This window comes from Bacillota bacterium, assembly GCA_013178045.1.
In the GTDB taxonomy this organism is placed as follows: domain Bacteria; phylum Bacillota; class Ch66; order Ch66; family Ch66; genus Ch66.
The window spans coordinates 1-15,717 of the sequence record JABLXP010000013.1; the positions used below are offsets into that span (position 1 = coordinate 1).

Annotated in this window: 15 protein-coding genes, 5 pseudogenes and 1 riboswitch; of the genes and pseudogenes, 15 read left to right on the plus strand and 5 right to left on the minus strand. The window is 51.6% G+C overall.

The window, feature by feature from the left end; all coding sequences use genetic code 11:
* Positions 1 to 289: 289 nt before the first annotated feature.
* From HPY81_07440 to HPY81_07465, 6 genes and pseudogenes are all read left to right on the plus strand, one after another.
* Positions 290 to 487: pseudogene (locus HPY81_07440) on the plus strand (hypothetical protein).
* Positions 427 to 657, plus strand: a pseudogene (locus tag HPY81_07445) (restriction endonuclease subunit S). The pseudogenes HPY81_07440 and HPY81_07445 overlap by 61 nt, the downstream one beginning before the upstream one ends.
* An 81-nt stretch (positions 658 to 738) precedes the next feature.
* Complete coding sequence (locus tag HPY81_07450) at positions 739 to 1,137, plus strand: DUF86 domain-containing protein (GenBank protein ID NPV27264.1); 399 nt, start codon at positions 739 to 741, stop codon at positions 1,135 to 1,137.
* The gene (locus HPY81_07455) at positions 1,134 to 1,430 is read left to right on the plus strand and encodes a nucleotidyltransferase domain-containing protein (GenBank protein ID NPV27265.1); all 297 of its coding nucleotides are present in this window, start codon (positions 1,134 to 1,136) and stop codon (positions 1,428 to 1,430) included. Before HPY81_07450 ends, HPY81_07455 begins: the two co-directional genes overlap by 4 nt.
* 31 nt (positions 1,431 to 1,461) lie before the next feature.
* The gene (locus tag HPY81_07460) at positions 1,462 to 2,217 is read left to right on the plus strand and encodes a hypothetical protein (GenBank protein NPV27266.1); all 756 of its coding nucleotides are present in this window, start codon (positions 1,462 to 1,464) and stop codon (positions 2,215 to 2,217) included.
* Between the two features lie 42 nt (positions 2,218 to 2,259).
* A pseudogene (locus HPY81_07465) lies at positions 2,260 to 2,865 on the plus strand (phage major capsid protein).
* A gap of 239 nt (positions 2,866 to 3,104) precedes the next feature.
* Here the strand turns inward: HPY81_07465 and HPY81_07470 are convergent.
* Positions 3,105 to 3,620, minus strand: coding sequence for a hypothetical protein (locus HPY81_07470; GenBank protein ID NPV27267.1), 516 nt, complete (start codon positions 3,618 to 3,620; stop codon positions 3,105 to 3,107).
* Between the two features lie 78 nt (positions 3,621 to 3,698).
* Here HPY81_07470 and HPY81_07475 point away from each other — a divergent pair.
* Positions 3,699 to 4,484, plus strand: a pseudogene (locus tag HPY81_07475) (transposase).
* A 624-nt stretch (positions 4,485 to 5,108) separates the two neighbouring features.
* Here the strand turns inward: HPY81_07475 and HPY81_07480 are convergent.
* Genes HPY81_07480 through HPY81_07495 form a run of 4 tightly spaced genes read right to left on the minus strand, consistent with a single transcriptional unit; the run spans position 5,109 to position 6,395 of the window.
* A complete protein-coding gene (locus tag HPY81_07480) occupies positions 5,109 to 5,318 on the minus strand; it encodes a hypothetical protein (GenBank protein NPV27268.1) in 210 nt (69 codons plus the stop codon).
* Positions 5,284 to 5,481, minus strand: coding sequence for a hypothetical protein (locus tag HPY81_07485; protein ID NPV27269.1), 198 nt, complete (start codon positions 5,479 to 5,481; stop codon positions 5,284 to 5,286). Before HPY81_07485 ends, HPY81_07480 begins: the two co-directional genes overlap by 35 nt.
* A gap of 11 nt (positions 5,482 to 5,492) precedes the next feature.
* Positions 5,493 to 5,747, minus strand: coding sequence for a hypothetical protein (locus HPY81_07490; protein ID NPV27270.1), 255 nt, complete (start codon positions 5,745 to 5,747; stop codon positions 5,493 to 5,495).
* A 15-nt stretch (positions 5,748 to 5,762) separates the two neighbouring features.
* Positions 5,763 to 6,395, minus strand: coding sequence for a hypothetical protein (locus tag HPY81_07495; GenBank protein NPV27271.1), 633 nt, complete (start codon positions 6,393 to 6,395; stop codon positions 5,763 to 5,765).
* A 474-nt stretch (positions 6,396 to 6,869) separates the two neighbouring features.
* Between HPY81_07495 and HPY81_07500 the strand changes: the two genes are divergently transcribed.
* From HPY81_07500 to HPY81_07535, 8 genes and pseudogenes are all read left to right on the plus strand, one after another.
* Positions 6,870 to 7,079: a hypothetical protein gene (locus tag HPY81_07500; GenBank protein ID NPV27272.1), complete on the plus strand. Its 210-nt coding sequence runs from the start codon at positions 6,870 to 6,872 to the stop codon at positions 7,077 to 7,079.
* A 149-nt stretch (positions 7,080 to 7,228) separates the two neighbouring features.
* Complete coding sequence (locus HPY81_07505; GenBank protein NPV27273.1) at positions 7,229 to 7,618, plus strand: acetyltransferase; 390 nt, start codon at positions 7,229 to 7,231, stop codon at positions 7,616 to 7,618.
* 159 nt (positions 7,619 to 7,777) lie between these two features.
* The gene (locus HPY81_07510) at positions 7,778 to 9,541 is read left to right on the plus strand and encodes an S-layer homology domain-containing protein (protein NPV27274.1); all 1,764 of its coding nucleotides are present in this window, start codon (positions 7,778 to 7,780) and stop codon (positions 9,539 to 9,541) included.
* 148 nt (positions 9,542 to 9,689) lie between these two features.
* A riboswitch (cyclic di-GMP riboswitch) is annotated at positions 9,690 to 9,773 on the plus strand.
* A 92-nt stretch (positions 9,774 to 9,865) separates the two neighbouring features.
* Positions 9,866 to 10,096: a hypothetical protein gene (locus HPY81_07515; GenBank protein NPV27275.1), complete on the plus strand. Its 231-nt coding sequence runs from the start codon at positions 9,866 to 9,868 to the stop codon at positions 10,094 to 10,096.
* 210 nt (positions 10,097 to 10,306) lie between these two features.
* Positions 10,307 to 12,685, plus strand: a complete 2,379-nt coding sequence (locus tag HPY81_07520) for a tetratricopeptide repeat protein (protein NPV27276.1) — start codon at positions 10,307 to 10,309, stop codon at positions 12,683 to 12,685.
* A gap of 185 nt (positions 12,686 to 12,870) precedes the next feature.
* A pseudogene (locus HPY81_07525) lies at positions 12,871 to 14,144 on the plus strand (lipopolysaccharide biosynthesis protein).
* A gap of 54 nt (positions 14,145 to 14,198) precedes the next feature.
* Entirely contained in the window at positions 14,199 to 14,894 is a 696-nt protein-coding gene (locus HPY81_07530; protein NPV27277.1) for a CpsD/CapB family tyrosine-protein kinase, read from the plus strand.
* The gene (locus tag HPY81_07535; protein NPV27278.1) at positions 14,803 to 15,684 is read left to right on the plus strand and encodes a hypothetical protein; all 882 of its coding nucleotides are present in this window, start codon (positions 14,803 to 14,805) and stop codon (positions 15,682 to 15,684) included. Before HPY81_07530 ends, HPY81_07535 begins: the two co-directional genes overlap by 92 nt.
* The last annotated feature ends 33 nt before the right edge of the window (positions 15,685 to 15,717 follow it).

Consider the following 15,717-nt stretch of genomic DNA (forward strand, 5'->3'; position numbering starts at 1 on the left):
GTGACTTCACTCCTTTATGGGGTTTTCGGTTTGGTTACTTGAAAACTTCTCCAAATTGGGGTGAAGTCCTTTTTTATGGCCCTAAAATCCTTAGTAAATCAAGTGTTGGAAAATTGCAAAAGGCTCATATTTATAAAATAATTTAAGTTAAATTTTTATATAGAAGAATGAATACGGATGATAAACTGGCAGTAGACTTCCGGGTTCATACAATCCCTCCCATCAATATGATGGATGCTTCAGCATCACTTTCATCTTGAAGGATTATGGATAGTGTTTCTATCATGATTTGATTCAGGAGTTGCTGAAAGCAGAAAAAGAATATCGTCTGACCCGATATCTAAAATCCTGGAATAAGTTCGATCTTGTCATTGCTGATGAACTTGGTTACGTGAACCTGGGAGCTGGAAGTCCTTTATTATTTCAATTCTGTCTCTCTATACCCAGCGCAAAATCGCCGCTATCCTCTCCGCCTACGATGACCTAATTGAGAACAACAACCGCCGCATCAAAATCCTTGAGGAAATAGCGCAGATGCTTTACCGGGAGTGGTTTGTGAAGCTCAGGTTCCCTGGCCATGAGAAGGTCAGGATGGTGGAGTCGGAGCTGGGGCCGATACCGGAGGGGTGGGAGGTTAAAAGGCTTGGAGATATACTATCTACGATTGAATCGGGTTCACGGCCAAAAGGTGGAATCAAACATGAGGACAAGGATGTACCAAGTATTGGAGGTGAAAACATGAGTAAAGAAAGGCTTAAAGAAAAATTTGAAGAATACCGTAAAGCTGTTTTAAAACTTAAGGAGGCGTTAGAAGAAGACGCATCCAATCCCTTGCTTTATGACTGGGTGATGCAGCGCTTTGAGTTTACCTATGAGTTGGCATGGAAATTAATGAAACTTTACCTTGAATCTGAAGGTATCGTAACAATAAACTCACCACGGTTAGCTTTTAAAGAAGCCTTTGCAACAGGGATTATCATAGAAGGTGAAACCTGGATCGACATGATTAATGCCCGTAATCTAACCACCCACATATATAACGAGCAAATGGCCAAAGAGATTTATGACAAAGTGAAAGATAAATACTATCCCGTATTCGTTGCCTTTGCTAACAAGATGGAGGGAAAAATCCAATGACTTTTGGGTTGCCGGAACAAATCATACAAGCGATAAAAAAAGAACTGCAAAAAAGAGAAAATGTGACCAGAGCCGTTGTTTTCGGCTCCCGGGCCCGTGGGAATTACAGATACAATTCCGACATTGATCTGGCCGTTTACTGCGAGGGGGAACTGCCGCCCGGGTTGTGGCTGGATCTGGACGAAGCGGCGGGTATCTACAAAATTGACATCATAGACATGAACGGTCCCTTGGACGAAAAACTGCGCCAGAGAATCGAAGAACAAGGCGTGGAAGTTTACCGCCGGAGCTGAACAAGTAAAAATCAGAACAAAAGGTGATAAAATGATATTTGCCAAGAATACCCTAAACAGCGCAGGAGTGGCCATTTATGGCGACTATATGGATTTTAAAAACCTGTATGAGGCATTGCATACAGTTTTAGGCAATGAGGACGAATTTATAGAATGTGACGCTGCCCGCATAAGGGTATTAGGCGTATGCTACGATCTTCGTCATGCCTTGATGGGAGACCGGGAAATAGAATTTATTGACAATGGCATAGATGAAGAAAAGAAAAAGCGAATGCTGGTGCTTGCTCCGGACAAGAATGTTTACCTGAAAATATATGTATTGTGGCCGGAAATGTTATTTGTCACTATAGCGTTGAATGAATTCCTGGAGTTGTATGCTAGAAAACTGTCCAAAACAAGATATGGCAGCGATATATTTACAGCAAAAAAAGTTATCTGGGATCACTCCATCACGCAAGTGCGCATGCTGCAGGCTGCTGTAGCCGAATGCCTGAAACAAACCGTGTCAGACAATATATATGCAAGAATATTGAACATATTGAATGGCAGATTTGTATATGTAGACAGATACATCACCCAATACCTGGACATCCTCAATGAAAGATTCATAAAAATGAACAAGGAAAAGCGGCTGAAGAATTTATCAACTATTGCCAAGCGTATTGCAGAGCGGGGGCAGGAATACCGCGATTTGGAGCACCAATTGAGGGAAGAAGCCCAAAAATATAACTGCAGCGTGGATGATTTAAGATTGGAACTGGATTTTCCGGAAGACATTGAATGGTAGAGAGGAGCAATTTGCCGAAATATTGATTCTGAGCGTCTGCAGGATGCGGCAGCCTTGGAGAGTGTACTCCGTCAGGGCTTTGCCGAGGAATTCGGCTTTAAGATAGATGATGCCATCCTGACAGGTACCGGTACCGGGCAGCCCCTTGGCATTCTGAATAGCGATGCCTTGGTGAAGGTACCGAAGGAAAGCAGGCAGACTGAGCTCTTAAAAGTAGAAAACCTATTCAACATGTGGTCAAGACTCTGGGGTAGAAGTAGGACAAATGCCGTGTGGTATATCAATCAGGAGATTGAGCCTCTTCTTTTTACCATGAAAATCGGTGATGTACCGGTATATATCCCGGCAGGTGGACTTTCGGAAGCACCTTATGCGACACTTTTCGGCAGGCCGGTAGTGCCTCTTGAACAGTGCTCGGCAGCAGGTGAGTCGGGCGACATCATCCTGGCGGATATGTCCCAGTACCTTTTTATCGACAAGGGTGGCATCAATACGGCTTCCTCCATCCCTGTAAGGTTCCTGTATGATGAGAATGTTTACAGGTTCATTTACAGGGTGGACGGGCAGCCCATCTGGAACAAGCCCTTGCAGCCATATAAGGGCAGCGCTTCAGTATCGCCCTTTGTGGCGCTTGCCAGCAGAAAATAACAGTAGTGAGTAGAGAAATCCGCTTGTCACATTGATAAGCGGGTTTCTCATAGAGTAGTTTCGAAAACTAATTTCCATGGATAATTATGGGGGGTAAATTTTATTCTGGTGGTTTATTTAGTATAGATGTTAAAGGGTTCGGTAGAGATTGGATACGTCAAGCCATCAAAAAGAGAATAGCAAAGCTAACCTACCAGCAGGAAGGTTTAACAGGATTATACAGATAGCCTTTATGCTGATTAGGCCGCTAAGAACAGGTATTGATTCAGCAGCTCAAGGAAGTTAAAGAAGCCTCTCGGGCCTGTGTTCAAAGGATTTACCCTGCAAGGCCAGATCAACAAATTTTTGAATAATGCCACGGTGACGAGGAAGTTCTTCTGGTTTTTGCCAAGCTTCTTACGAGGCTTGCGCCGGAAGGGGTGGAGCGAATCCTGAACTGGATTATCAGGATTCGCCAGCCGCAACCGGTCAATAAAATCATAGTGATTGCCGACTTCCGGGACCACATCCGGATTAACACCAATCATGATAGCAAGCAGGGAATCGGACTTAAGCTTAGCAACCCAATTAGAGATACTCAGTTCACCCAAATGTGACATCAGGACAAAGGAGCGAAAGATCTCGGGTTGAAGTTTAGAAGGAACTCCGGTATGGGAATAAACCTCGTCTAATAAAGGCTTAATTCGATCCAGGTCCAGCAAATAGAGTTTGGTAAGGATGTCGGCATACTGTGAGAGACGATCCTTATTCGCCAAGTAAATCGGGAGAAGATTTTCGAGTAGAAATTTTTGATACTCGGAATGAGAACGCCAAAGACCTAACAAAACAATCACCTTATTGGTCTGGCTGTTACCAGAACTGGTATTCCGATTCGCTGCTGGGTCCGGCCGGGCAATACTTCGGATATGACCGTGATCCCCCAGGTAAAGCAAGACCTGATTGGTTGGAAGCTTGGCCGAGTAATAACGGTAGTCGATAGGGGTTTTTCTTCCGAAGAAAACTTACGGATCCTGCAGCAGGCAGGTGGCCACTACATCGCTGGAGAAAAGATGTCTGCGGGTAAACCAACAGTTGAAGCAGCTTTGGCCCACTCTGGTCGGTTCAAAACCATTCGCGATAATCTGGAAGTTAAAGAACTGGTGATCGGCGATGGCGAAGCCCGAGTCCGTTACGTTTTGGTCCGCAACCTGGCCGAAGTGAAACGGGATGCGGCGATCAGGAACAAGCACCTGGAAACATTAGCCCAGGAGTTGGCCAAACTTAAAGAATTGAATGGCGATGCTCATACTAAAGCTCACTGCCGGCTCTACAGTCATCCCGTATACAAACGCTATCTTAAGATGGACAAGCACGGCAACTTAAAGATCGGCCGACAGGTCGTAAAAGAAGCCGAACGGTTGGACGGAAAATACTTGATCCGTACTTCTGATGATACCCTTTCCGTAGAAGACATTGCTTTAGGATATAAGCAACTCATGGAAGTCGAAGCCGCTTTCCGCACACTAAAAACAACGCTGGATCTTCGCCCCGTCTATCATCGTAAGGATGAACGCATTCGTTCACACGTGCTGCTTTGCTGGTTAGCCATACTGTTAGTCCGTCTGGCAGAAGTAGAAACTAAAAAGCCGAGCTCTTAGACCCCGGAGCGTCAGTAGGGACTCACCATAACGTCCGCGCCAATATTGCCTTCTGTGTGTGTAACCACATCGGCCATTCTCGACTAATATTTCGAGGCTCAATCACTTCAGCTTTCGCTTTCGGCCCGCTATTTTGCCGTCCTACGCTTAAAACTTTCAGTTGCCTGAATGTCTCCAAGAACTAGCTACAGGGCTGCTGGTTAGGCATTACCCTGGTGGGGCTTACACCCACTAGAATTAGCGACCTTGCCCGGCCGCACTACACAAAATCTTAGACGTTCTCTTTTGTTGTTTATTATGGATGACTCTTAAGCTATTATATGTCAATAGAACCGTCCCCTTGACACTGCGGCTGTTCTACAAACCCATCCGCCCCCCTCTCGTCTTTGGCCCACTTCCCGTTTTGGCGGTTATAGGGCCTACCTTGCTTCCGCGATTTCTCGTCCGGGACGAGGAGGGATTCTCCAGTTGCTTAGCGTGTCCTTGTTTTCGTGCCGCCGCTACCCGTCAGCCGGAGTGCGCCAATGTTTCAACCAGCTTTCGTTCGCTCATGCTGCCTTCGCCCAACCGTCGTGGCTCGGCCTCCGGAATATACAAATTACGAGGTCACCTATACGTTCGCTTACGCTGTGGCCCGAAAAACTTGCTCACCATCCCTGGGATGGCTTTGTCATTAGAATCCAGTGGTTCAGTTTTCTTTTCTATTATCTTGTTGACCCCGGTTATCAGGGTATTTCCGTTGGGCAGCCGGTTGGCATCTCTGACCGGCCACGCGGTGTCGTTAAGCACCCGGTACTGATACTTTGCTGTCTGCATAAGACCAGACGATTTCGCCCTTGCGGCTGATTTCGTACACTCCCTTGCCGGGCAGTTCCATCAGTATATTGTTGTTAGGCAGCAATTCCGCGTCGAACCCCGGGTTGGTATACCTCTTTAGGACATCCGGCAGTTCGTACTTCCATACGATCTCTCCCAGCATGTTGACCTCTATTATTCTTGGCCGGTAACGATTTTTGCCGGTACCCCCAGGGTGACCGGTTTCTCTCCGATATAAGCGGTGGTGCTCCCTATTTCCACCATCCAATCCATAGCCGTCAGGTCCAGACCTCTGTATTCGGCATCTGTGTCTGCTCCCGGTGGGCGAACGAGCACCCTGGGGACGTAAGAACCCATTGTCACGTTACCGAACCTTCTGATGGGCAGTACTTCCTTCGTAACGCAGTCCCGCTTCGCTCGGTACCACATTAATCCCGACCACCTTTAAATCGCCGTCCCAGTAGACCTTTCTCCGAGGGCTTCACTGATGAAACGCAGCGGGACCATTGTTTGGTTGTTGATCAGCTTTGCTGGAACATCCAGTGGAACCTTGTTTCCATTTACCTCCGCGGAAAGATCCCCGATACTTAGACTTATCTTCTTTTCATTACGTATACCTACCACTGTCTGCGATTTGTCATTCCAGGTCACTGTCGCTCCCAACTCTTCGAAGATCGCCCGCATAGGTACCAGGACGCGTCCGTTTTCTATCACCGGCGGTGTCTCAAAGGTCAACATGCTGTTACCAAGGAGTACTTTGACGTTATCCTGATTATCTGCCTTCTTGTCAGGTTCGGAGGCACCATTACTCTCATCCGGCTTGACTAAATTATCTGGCTTGAACAAATTATCCGATCCAAAAGTGGCCTTTAAAAAGTTCGACGGGATAAGTACTTTTTCTTTTTCAGATTGGACCGGTGCATCGAGTTTAACTGAGACACCATCTCTAACAGCAATATTGCTTCCTACCTGGAAAACTACCACTATTGATCCTTTTACGGCTTTAACTGTAATCCCCTTGTCATCAAACAGCACAGTACCGCCTAAAGGTTCGAGGTATCCTTTGACATCAGCCATTTCTATAGCGGAAGTTGGGGCGGCCCGTGTAGCTGTATAGTACGGCAAAGGGCTTTTCGTCTATCTTGCAAAAAACGTGCTCGTAGAATACGGGAGCCCATGATTTCATCAATTTCTTTTTAATGCCTTCACTCATTAAACTGGTGCTGTTAAACAGCGATTCTTGTTTATGATGGGTATTCTCTCTGAACAAGACACAAACCTCCGTTTGTCGCAATTATGTTGTTGTTAATACTTACAATAGCTTCTATTTACTTCTAATTATACCATATTTCACGCCAAACGGTAGTCTTTAGGTGGTTTTCAGTTGCCAAAGACTAGGGTTTTTGCACTGGAATCAATTTTTTATACTTATAATTTCTTTTGTTTTGGCAATTATTGCATTTAATGTAGAGTTTGATCTCACGACAGTGTTTACAATACTAAAATTTTCTTTGAATTTTAAAGCGATACGGCATATAATAATAGTAAAAGATGTGGTTTGAAAAGAAGGTGGATCCAATGGCAACTGTTTCCTTTGATAAGAACATTATTATCAGGGAACCGGAAGCGGTTGAAGAGTTGGTAGAGGTGCTTTCATCTAAAGACGTGAAGCCTGTCAACCAAAAACTGACTTCCGCAGAGGCGATGGCAAGGGGTGAAGAGGTATTAAGACGCTGCTTATCGCTCTCGAAAAATTCTTAGGGATGGCTTCCGAGGAAAAGGTATCGGAAGTCATTTCTGTTTTTTAATGCGAAAAAGACCCGGATATAGAAAATTTTTTAAAGGAAAAGGCCATTATCTATGAACGGAAAGCCAAGAGCCGTACATACCTGGTATTTGATGAAGAGGCAATGCTGGCAGGAGAATTCAAGCTTCTCGCATATTTTGCGATAGCCATGCAGACGCTTAAAATCCCCGAAGGTACAAGCCCGTCTCAAATACGTAGACTTGATGGGCTTTATTCAAGAAAAGGCGACGGAATGATTACTGAAATACCAGCCTTTTTAATTGGTCAGCTTGGAAAGAACAGTTTATATGCTGAAAAAATAACTGGAGACGCGGTAATGGATTATGCGATTTCCGTTATTTTCAGAGTGCAGGAGTTAATCGGAGGCAAGGTTGTTTTTGTAGAATGTCAGGACAAGCATAGGCTTATTGTCTTTTATTCTAGAAACGGTTTCAGAGTATTTCGGCAGGACCCTGAGGACAAGTTAATTCAAATGGTGCGTTTGCTTAAGTAAAAAATTCATATAAAGCACAGTGAAAGTACAGCAAAAGTACAGTGAAAGTACAGTTTACCAAGTTTTTCTTGTCAAAATAAGACACCACCATCTATAATATATACAGGGTCTTTGTCTCTATGATCAGGACCACTTGAAAGTGAGAGGAGGTGAAAAAGCATGCACTCACTGATGAGCAAGCGGACAACCGCAGGTAACATCTGTCTGGTGGTTTTTATCGCCTTCCTAAGCCTGATCATCTTTGGGACGGTGGGGCCGGTGGGAAGTGCGAACGCCAGCAATGAGGTAAAAGTGTACAACGATAGCAGTGCTACCCAAGAAAATGGATCTAGTAATCGCCTAGTATTTACTACGAGCGCAAGCATGGATAGCGTTGAAATAACCCTTTATTTGAAGCCGGTTACTGATACAAATTTCAATGGAATCTGGGCGGACTTTACTTCCATTAACTCTGACTCGGCCTATTCCAAGGTATATCTGAAGAACAATGGCAGTCAGGTAAATGGTACTGTCTATAAACTGGTGTACACATTGCCTCTAAGCGGATTTAGCACCCAGACCAACTACAGCGTCCCTGTTTATTACCCAGATGAAGTTAACAATTTTGTTGTCTATGCATACATGACCATCAAACCACCTGAATCAGGCGGTGGCGGTGGCGGCGGCGGTAGCGCCTCAACCACCAGCCAGACCAGCACCGGCACGGTCGTGAGCAACCCGACTACCGGTACAGCCTCTGTGGCGGTGGACAGCACCAAGATCTCCCAGGTGCTGACCCAGCAGCCGACGGCGAAAGAAGTTGTGCTGGAACTGCCTACAACGGTGGCGGCAACGACAAAAGAAGCCAGATTTGACATACCCGCGACGGTGTTGACGAAGGTGGCTGAAGCGACCAAGAATCTGGTGGTCAAAGCGAAGGAAGTCGTGCTGACCATCCCGCCGGCAGCCTTAGACGTGCCGGAGGTCCAGCAGGCCCTCAATGCCAGTGCCAAAGTCAGCGTTGAGGTCACCGTGAAAGAAGTAGCGGCGGAAACCGCGTCCCAGCAGGTGAACGCGGTGCTGGCGAAGCCGGAGAACAAGGACTTCGCCGCAGTGGGGAAAGTCTTCGAATTCTCCGTCCAGGTGAAGCCGGAGGATGGCGAGGCGAAGGAAGTCAAATCCTTCAGCAAGAAGGTCACTGTCTCCATCCCGTATAACCCGGCTGACCTGAAGGGCGCCAGCGAGGACAAACTCGGCGCCTACAAGGTGACGGCAAACGGACTGGAGTACCGCTACAGCCGGGTCGATAAGACCAATCACCGGGTCTACTTCGACACACCGGGCTTCAGCCTCTACACCCTGATGGCTTACAACAAGACCTTTGCTGACCTGACTGGTCACTGGTCGAAGGCGGACGTCGAACTGATGGCGGCCAAACACATCGCTAAAGGCATGACGCAATCCGAGTTCGTGCCGGATGCGGTGGTCACCCGGGCGCAGTTTGCGACTCTGCTCCAGCGTGTCCTTGACCTGCCGCTGGAGAACCCGGCCAATGCCCGGTTTGCTGATGTGACGAGCGACGCCTGGTACTACGGCGCAGTCGAAGCAGCGGCGAAAGCCGGCCTGGTGAATGGCTACGAGGACGGCACCTTCCAGCCTGACGCCCAGATCACGCGCCAGGAGATGGCGGCGATGGTCGCCAGGGCGATGAGGGCCGGCGGTAAGACCGTGACCCTGAACGCTGACCAGGTCGCGGCGGTGCTGGCGAAGTTCCAGGATGCCAGCGCGATCCAGGCCTGGGCGCAGGAAGCGGCCGCGATCGCTGTCCAGGAAGGCATCGTCCAGGGACGGACAGCTGACCAGTACGCCCCGAACGCTGATGCGACCAGAGCGGAAGGCACCGTGATGCTGAAACGCCTGCTGAGCGCGCTCGGCCGGCTTTAGGCCAGGTCAATTGGGACATTCCATCATTCATATGACGGAATGTCCCTGACTTTTTTCCATGACCTGAAAAAACTGTAAAAATCACCCCTGAGGATGATTGAATACAATACATTAAAATGTTAAAATGGTAACAGTAACCAGACAGCCGAATACGATTGGCGGCGATGAATCTCACCCCGGCAGCTGGGCACCTGGGGTGGAGGGAGCCAGTGGTGCAACCGGCCAACTTAGCCTCTGAATCAGCCATCTGTCAAAACCTGATGGCTGTATGGGGAGTTAGTTGGTTTTTATTTTCCACCAAATGCGGTAGAGGGGTGAACATTAATGAGTGCGCCGAGACAGGACAGTGAGGAGTTGCGGACCGTGCAGGTTTTATGCGCCAATCTGAAAGCGATTGGGTATAACCAGTGGCAGATCAAGCGGCTGATTAGAGATATTACTGGCACAGGTGAAATCGAAAAACTGACCAAACAACAGCTCGGCGAACTGGCGGAAGAACTCCGCCAGCAGTACGAGTTTGCCCTGAAATGCATCACCGTCAAACCTGATAAATAATCATAAATAAAGCATAAATAATAATTATCTTTGGGTTAACACAAAGTTTGGCATAAGCTGCCTGTTTAGCAGGAATTTGGTCATCGGCGTGGAAGTAAGAGTTATACAGAGGCGAAAATTTGCCCTGAGATACGAAGTCCAGCCGTGTTTAATCAGATTAACAATCCAGATCTTACAAACCAGATTAATCTAACCAAGGAGTACCACCTGATGACCAGATCCGCTGTGCAGACGAACCGACATATCAGCGTAAACCAGAGACCAATCTTGAACCTGAACCTGCGCTTCTTCCTAGTGCCGGGCCTGCTGATCCTGCTTTTCTATCCGCCATTCCTGCGTGGCCTCTTCTTCGCGCCCGACCTGCTGCCGACCCAGATGTTCACCGCGGCGATCTTTGCTTTGTGGTGCTTCGATAAAATAATTCGGCGCGACCTGTCCATCCGCTTTCACCATCTGGACCTGGCCGGACTGGCTTTTCTCGCCGCCTACCTCCTATCCCTCATCGACGCGGTGAACATGAACGCCGCCGTGAGCGAGGTCTTGAAAATCCTCAACTACCTGCTGCTTTACTGGGTGGTGGCCAATGTTGTCCGCCACCACCAGGACATGCGGCTGATCCTGAAAACTCTATTCTTTAGCTCTGTTGGGGTGGCGGTAGTCAGCCTGGGTGCCGCGACCGGCCATATTCCCTTCCCCGGCGCCTTCACTGGCCGCGAAATCATGGGGACGTTTCAGTACAAGAATGCTCTGGCCGCTTACCTGGTGGTCAACCAGGTCCTCGCGCTGGCCCTGAGCGCCGCTGAGGCGTCTGTTCCCTGGCGGGCGGCCTACAGCGCTGGCTCGTTTCTCCTCTGGCTGACCGTGATCGGTACCCTGTCCCGGGGCGGGTGGCTGCTTGTCCCGGTGGTCCTGGGCTTATTCCTGGCCGGCTTACCGTCTACCTACCGTTGGCGGACCGGTTTTCACCTGGCCCTGTCGCTCGGGGTGGCCCTGGCGACCAGCCGCTGGTTCCTGCCGGCGGTTTTCGGCGCAAATCCGGGGCGGGCGCTGCAAGTTTTGATTATCGGCTTTATTGTTACCCTGCTGGGCCATCTCTTCTACGAAGCCCTGGACGCAGGCTGGGGACGGCTGGCCCTGACGCCCCGGGCTCGGCGGTATATCGGGATCGGTCTCATGGCCTATTTTATCCTGGTGGCCAGCGTATATATGATCTACGCTGCCCTGGATCTCCCGGCGTCTGCGGGTATCCTGGTGCCGAACCGGATCAGCGACCGGCTGGAGAGCATCCAGCGCTACGACCCCAGTGTCAGCGCCCGTTTCGACTTCGACCTGTGGGCACTGAACATCGTGAAAGACTACCCGCTGAACGGGACGGGTGGGGGTGGCTGGAATGCCCTCTATCACCGGTACCAGCCCTATCTCTACTGGACAACCGAGGTCCACAACCACTTTTTCCAGGTCTGGGTCGAAGCGGGCACCCTGGGTCTGCTCGCTTTCCTGGCCATCTGGATTCTGGCCGGCCGGGCGGTTTACCGGTACTGGCGCGCAAGCCCGGCGGAAGAAGACTGGCTGCCGGTATGGGGAGCCGCGGTCGCGGCCGCCGGTCTCGGCCTGCACAGTTTTATCGATTTTGACCTGTCCCTGCCCGCGGTGGGGATGGTCCTGTGGACACTTTTGGCCCTCATCCGGACCGGCACGATTGCGGCTGCGGACCGTCCGCGACGGGCGCGCTCGCTCTCAAACGTGCCCGGGCTGCCGCGTTACCTGGCCCTGGCGCTGGGGGGGTTAACTGTGGCGGCGTGTTTATTCGTGCCCTCCTGGTGTTTTTTCCAGGCCGGGCAACTCGGGGCGCAGGCCGCGCAGGCGATGGTCAAAAATGACCTGGCCACCGCCCAGACCCTCTACCGGCAGGCCCACCGGCTGAACCCGTTCAACGCCAGCTACGCCGGCGACCTGGCCCAGGTCTGCACCGTCCGGGGACTGCAGGAGACCAACGCGCGCTGGCTGGTCGACGCCCAGGAATACGCCCGGCAGGCAGTCAGCATGGAACCCTACAACCTTCAGCTCCGCCTGGCCCTGCTGAACGTTTATATCCTCCAGGGGCAGATTGAGCAGTCGGTGGCGCAAGCGGAAGCCGCCCTGGACATCAACCCCCTGGATGTCAACTCCTACGTCCTGGTGGGACGGGCCTACGTCAGCGCCGCCCGTCATTACCTGGCGGATGGGCAGCCGGCTAAAGCCGCCGCCTACATCGACCAGGGGCGACAGCTCCGGTCCCGGCTGGAAAAACAGGGCCAGGGCGCTCCGTCGACCCGCCTGCAGCACCGGCTGGTCAAGCCCCCGGCGCCGCCCGCGCTCGCCCTGGTCGAAGGCCAGCTGGCCTATCTGGCTGGCAATTTTACCGAGGCGGAGGGTAAGCTCAAACAGGTGGCGGGACACAAAGACCTCCAGGTGGAAGCCCGGCTGTGGCTGGCGGCGACCATGCGCAAGCTTGGCCGGATCAGCGAGGCGGAGCAGATCGTCAGGAAGCTGAGCGACCAGAATCCCAATCTTGAGACGGAATTCGCCAGCCTGCTACGGCTGCCGTGAGTTTTGTCGGAATTGCTTAAGCAAAAATATGTGATTTTGGAAGGATAAACCAGCCTGATGGCGTATATATAAACAATGTGCGCGTTTTATTTAAAGGTTAATCCCGAACTTAAATTGTTTGGACAAACCAGTTTGAGGTGACAACATTGGAAGAAACAAATGAACTGGCCTTTGAGACCATTGACCTGCGCGAGTACTTGAGTATTTTGAAAAAAAGGCGATTACTGATCGCCGTAGTGACTATCGTGGCGGTGCTCACCAGCGCGGTGCTCAGTTTTTTTGTCCTGCCCCCGGTGTATGAAACGAAAACCATGCTGATGGCCACCCAGCCGGCGGATGAAAAGGTTGTCTACCGCAGCAGTGATGACCTGCGGTCGGTGGTGGACACCGTTTCCCGGCTGCCGGGCATGACGGTGAAGACCTACGTTGGCCAGGTGAAAAATCCGGTCCTGCTGCAAAGGGTAATTGATAAACTGAGGCTTAATCCACAATTATATAATGTTCGTACCCTTGACGGCATGATCACTGTTACTGATATTAAAAACACTGACCTGATCGAGATTAAAGTAGAAAGCAGCGATCCCCAGCTCGCGGCCGATATTGCCAACACCCTCCGCCAGGAGTTTTTAAATTTCTTGTCGGAGAGCAACCAGGAGCAGATGAACAAGTCCGTCGAGTTTTTGAAGGAGCAGATCGCGATCGAGCAGCAGAACCTGGTGAAAGCCACGGAGGCGCTGAAAAAATTCCAGGCTGAGCCGCGCTCGGTAACGTACCTGTCGAAGGACCTGGACAGCAAGCTGGCCAGTCTGAACCAGTACAACACTGCCTTGAATCAGGCGCGCATCGACCTGGAGCAGGCCCTGGCCGCCAAATCGCGGATCGAAGAAAAACTGGCCCAGACGCCGATGACGATCCGGGTCAAGAAAGCACCGGTCGATAACCCGACCGCTGTGACTGAGACGGAAGAAATGAACCCTGTTTACATCACCCAGTCGCAGCTTCTGGAGCAGAAAGAAGTCACCATTGCCGAGAAGCGGGCCCAGATCCAGATGATAGAACAGGTGATCGCTTCCCTGGAAGGGGAGATCAACTCAGTCCAGGCAGAACTGGCCGCCAAGCGGACGGAAGAGGACCGCCTGCAGCGGGAGGTCGACCGCCTGAAGACGGTCAACGCCACTTTAGCGGATAAAAGCACCCAGACCCAGATCGCCAAGTCGATCAAGCTGGGAGAGACCAGCCTGATCACGGTCTCTGCCGCCCTGGTGCCGACCACGCCGGTCAAGCCGAAGAAAAGCTGAACATGGTGATCGCGGCGGTCTTAGGGCTGATGGTGGCCATCGGGCTGGCCTTCATCCTGGAGCACCTGGACGATACGGTCAAGACCGCGGAAGACGTGCGGAAACACCTGGGGCTGCCCGTCCTGGGTAATATCCCGCAGATGGACGCGGAGCACCTGTAAACTGCCGGACAAGAACGCAGAAAGGAAGATACCAATTTGCCTGAAGAAACCTACATGATCACGCACCATAACCCGAAATCACCCGTGGCCGAGGCCTACCGCACGCTGCGGACGAATATAACTTTTTCGGCGCTGGACAAGCCGTTCCGTACCCTGATGGTCACCAGCGCGGGGCCAGAGGAGGGAAAGTCGACCACCCTGGCCAATTTAGCCATTGCCATGGCCCAGGCCGGCAGCCGCATCCTCGTTGTTGACTGTGACCTGCGCAAGCCGCTCCAGCACAAGATTTTTTCTCTTTCGAACCGGCAGGGGGTGACCAACCTCCTGGTGGAGAACCTGGATGCGGAGCAGGTGATCCAGTCCAGTGTGGTGCCGAACCTGGATGTGCTGACCAGCGGGCCCATCCCGCCCAATCCTTCGGAACTGCTGGGTTCAAAGCGCATGCAGAGCCTGTTGCCGCGGTTAGTTGAGCGTTATGACTGCGTTTTGCTCGATACCCCGCCGGCGGTGGCAGTGACCGATGCGGCGGTCCTGGCTCCCCATGTCGACGGGGTGATTCTGGTAATCCGGGCCGGCGTGGCCAAGATCGAAATGTTAAAAGAAGCCAAAAGCCTGCTGGATAACGCCAATGCGCGCATCATCGGCACGGTTTTGAACGGTGTCAAATACGACGGTGACGACTACCAGTACTACTATTACTACGGTGAGCGCAAAAAACGCAAGCCGAAGCCGGGTGGTCAGGATGATTGACCTGCACGCCCACATCCTGCCCGGCCTGGACGACGGGGCGGCCGACTGGGAAGAGGCGGTCGAAATGGCGCGCCTGGCGGTGGCCAGCGGGACAACGGGGATGTTCGCCACCCCGCACTGGCTGGAAGATGAAATTACCCCCGAGCCGGCTAAAGTCCAAGCTCTCCTGAACGAACTGCGGCGGCGTCTGGCTGAGGCGGCCATACCGCTGACGGTCTGGCCGGGGATGGAGGTCTACCTGACCCCTATCTTACCGCGACTCCTCAGGGAAGGGCGGCTGCTTACCCTGAATAATCAAAAAAACCACCTCCTGGTGGAACTGCCCCTGGGAGAATGGCCAGCCTGCGCCGAACAGACCCTGTTTGAACTGCAGGTGGCCGGCGTTACGCCGGTCCTGGCCCACCCCGAGCGCAGCCGGGCGGTGATCGATGACCCGACTCGGCTGGAAAAAGTTGTCGCGCAAGGGGCTCTGGTCCAGGTCAATGCCGGCAGCCTGACCGGGCAGTTCGGCCGGCGGGTGCAGCGCTGTGCCGAAGAGATGGTGAAGCGCGGCTTGGTCCATTTCCTGGGGAGCGACGCCCACTCCTGTGGCCAGCGCGGCCCTTCGTTAGCCGAAGCGGCGGAACGTCTGGAGAGACTGCTGGGCCGGGTCGCTGCCGAAAAAATCACGCGGCTTAACGCGGCGAACCTGCTGGCTGGCCAGAGCATTGAGTCCTATAGACCGCACCGGCGGAATTACACCGCGGGTAACGTCTGGCAACGCCTCAAAAAGTGGGCCACTGCCCGCTAGACCTTTTGCTTTATTAAAGGATTCTTGGAGGGC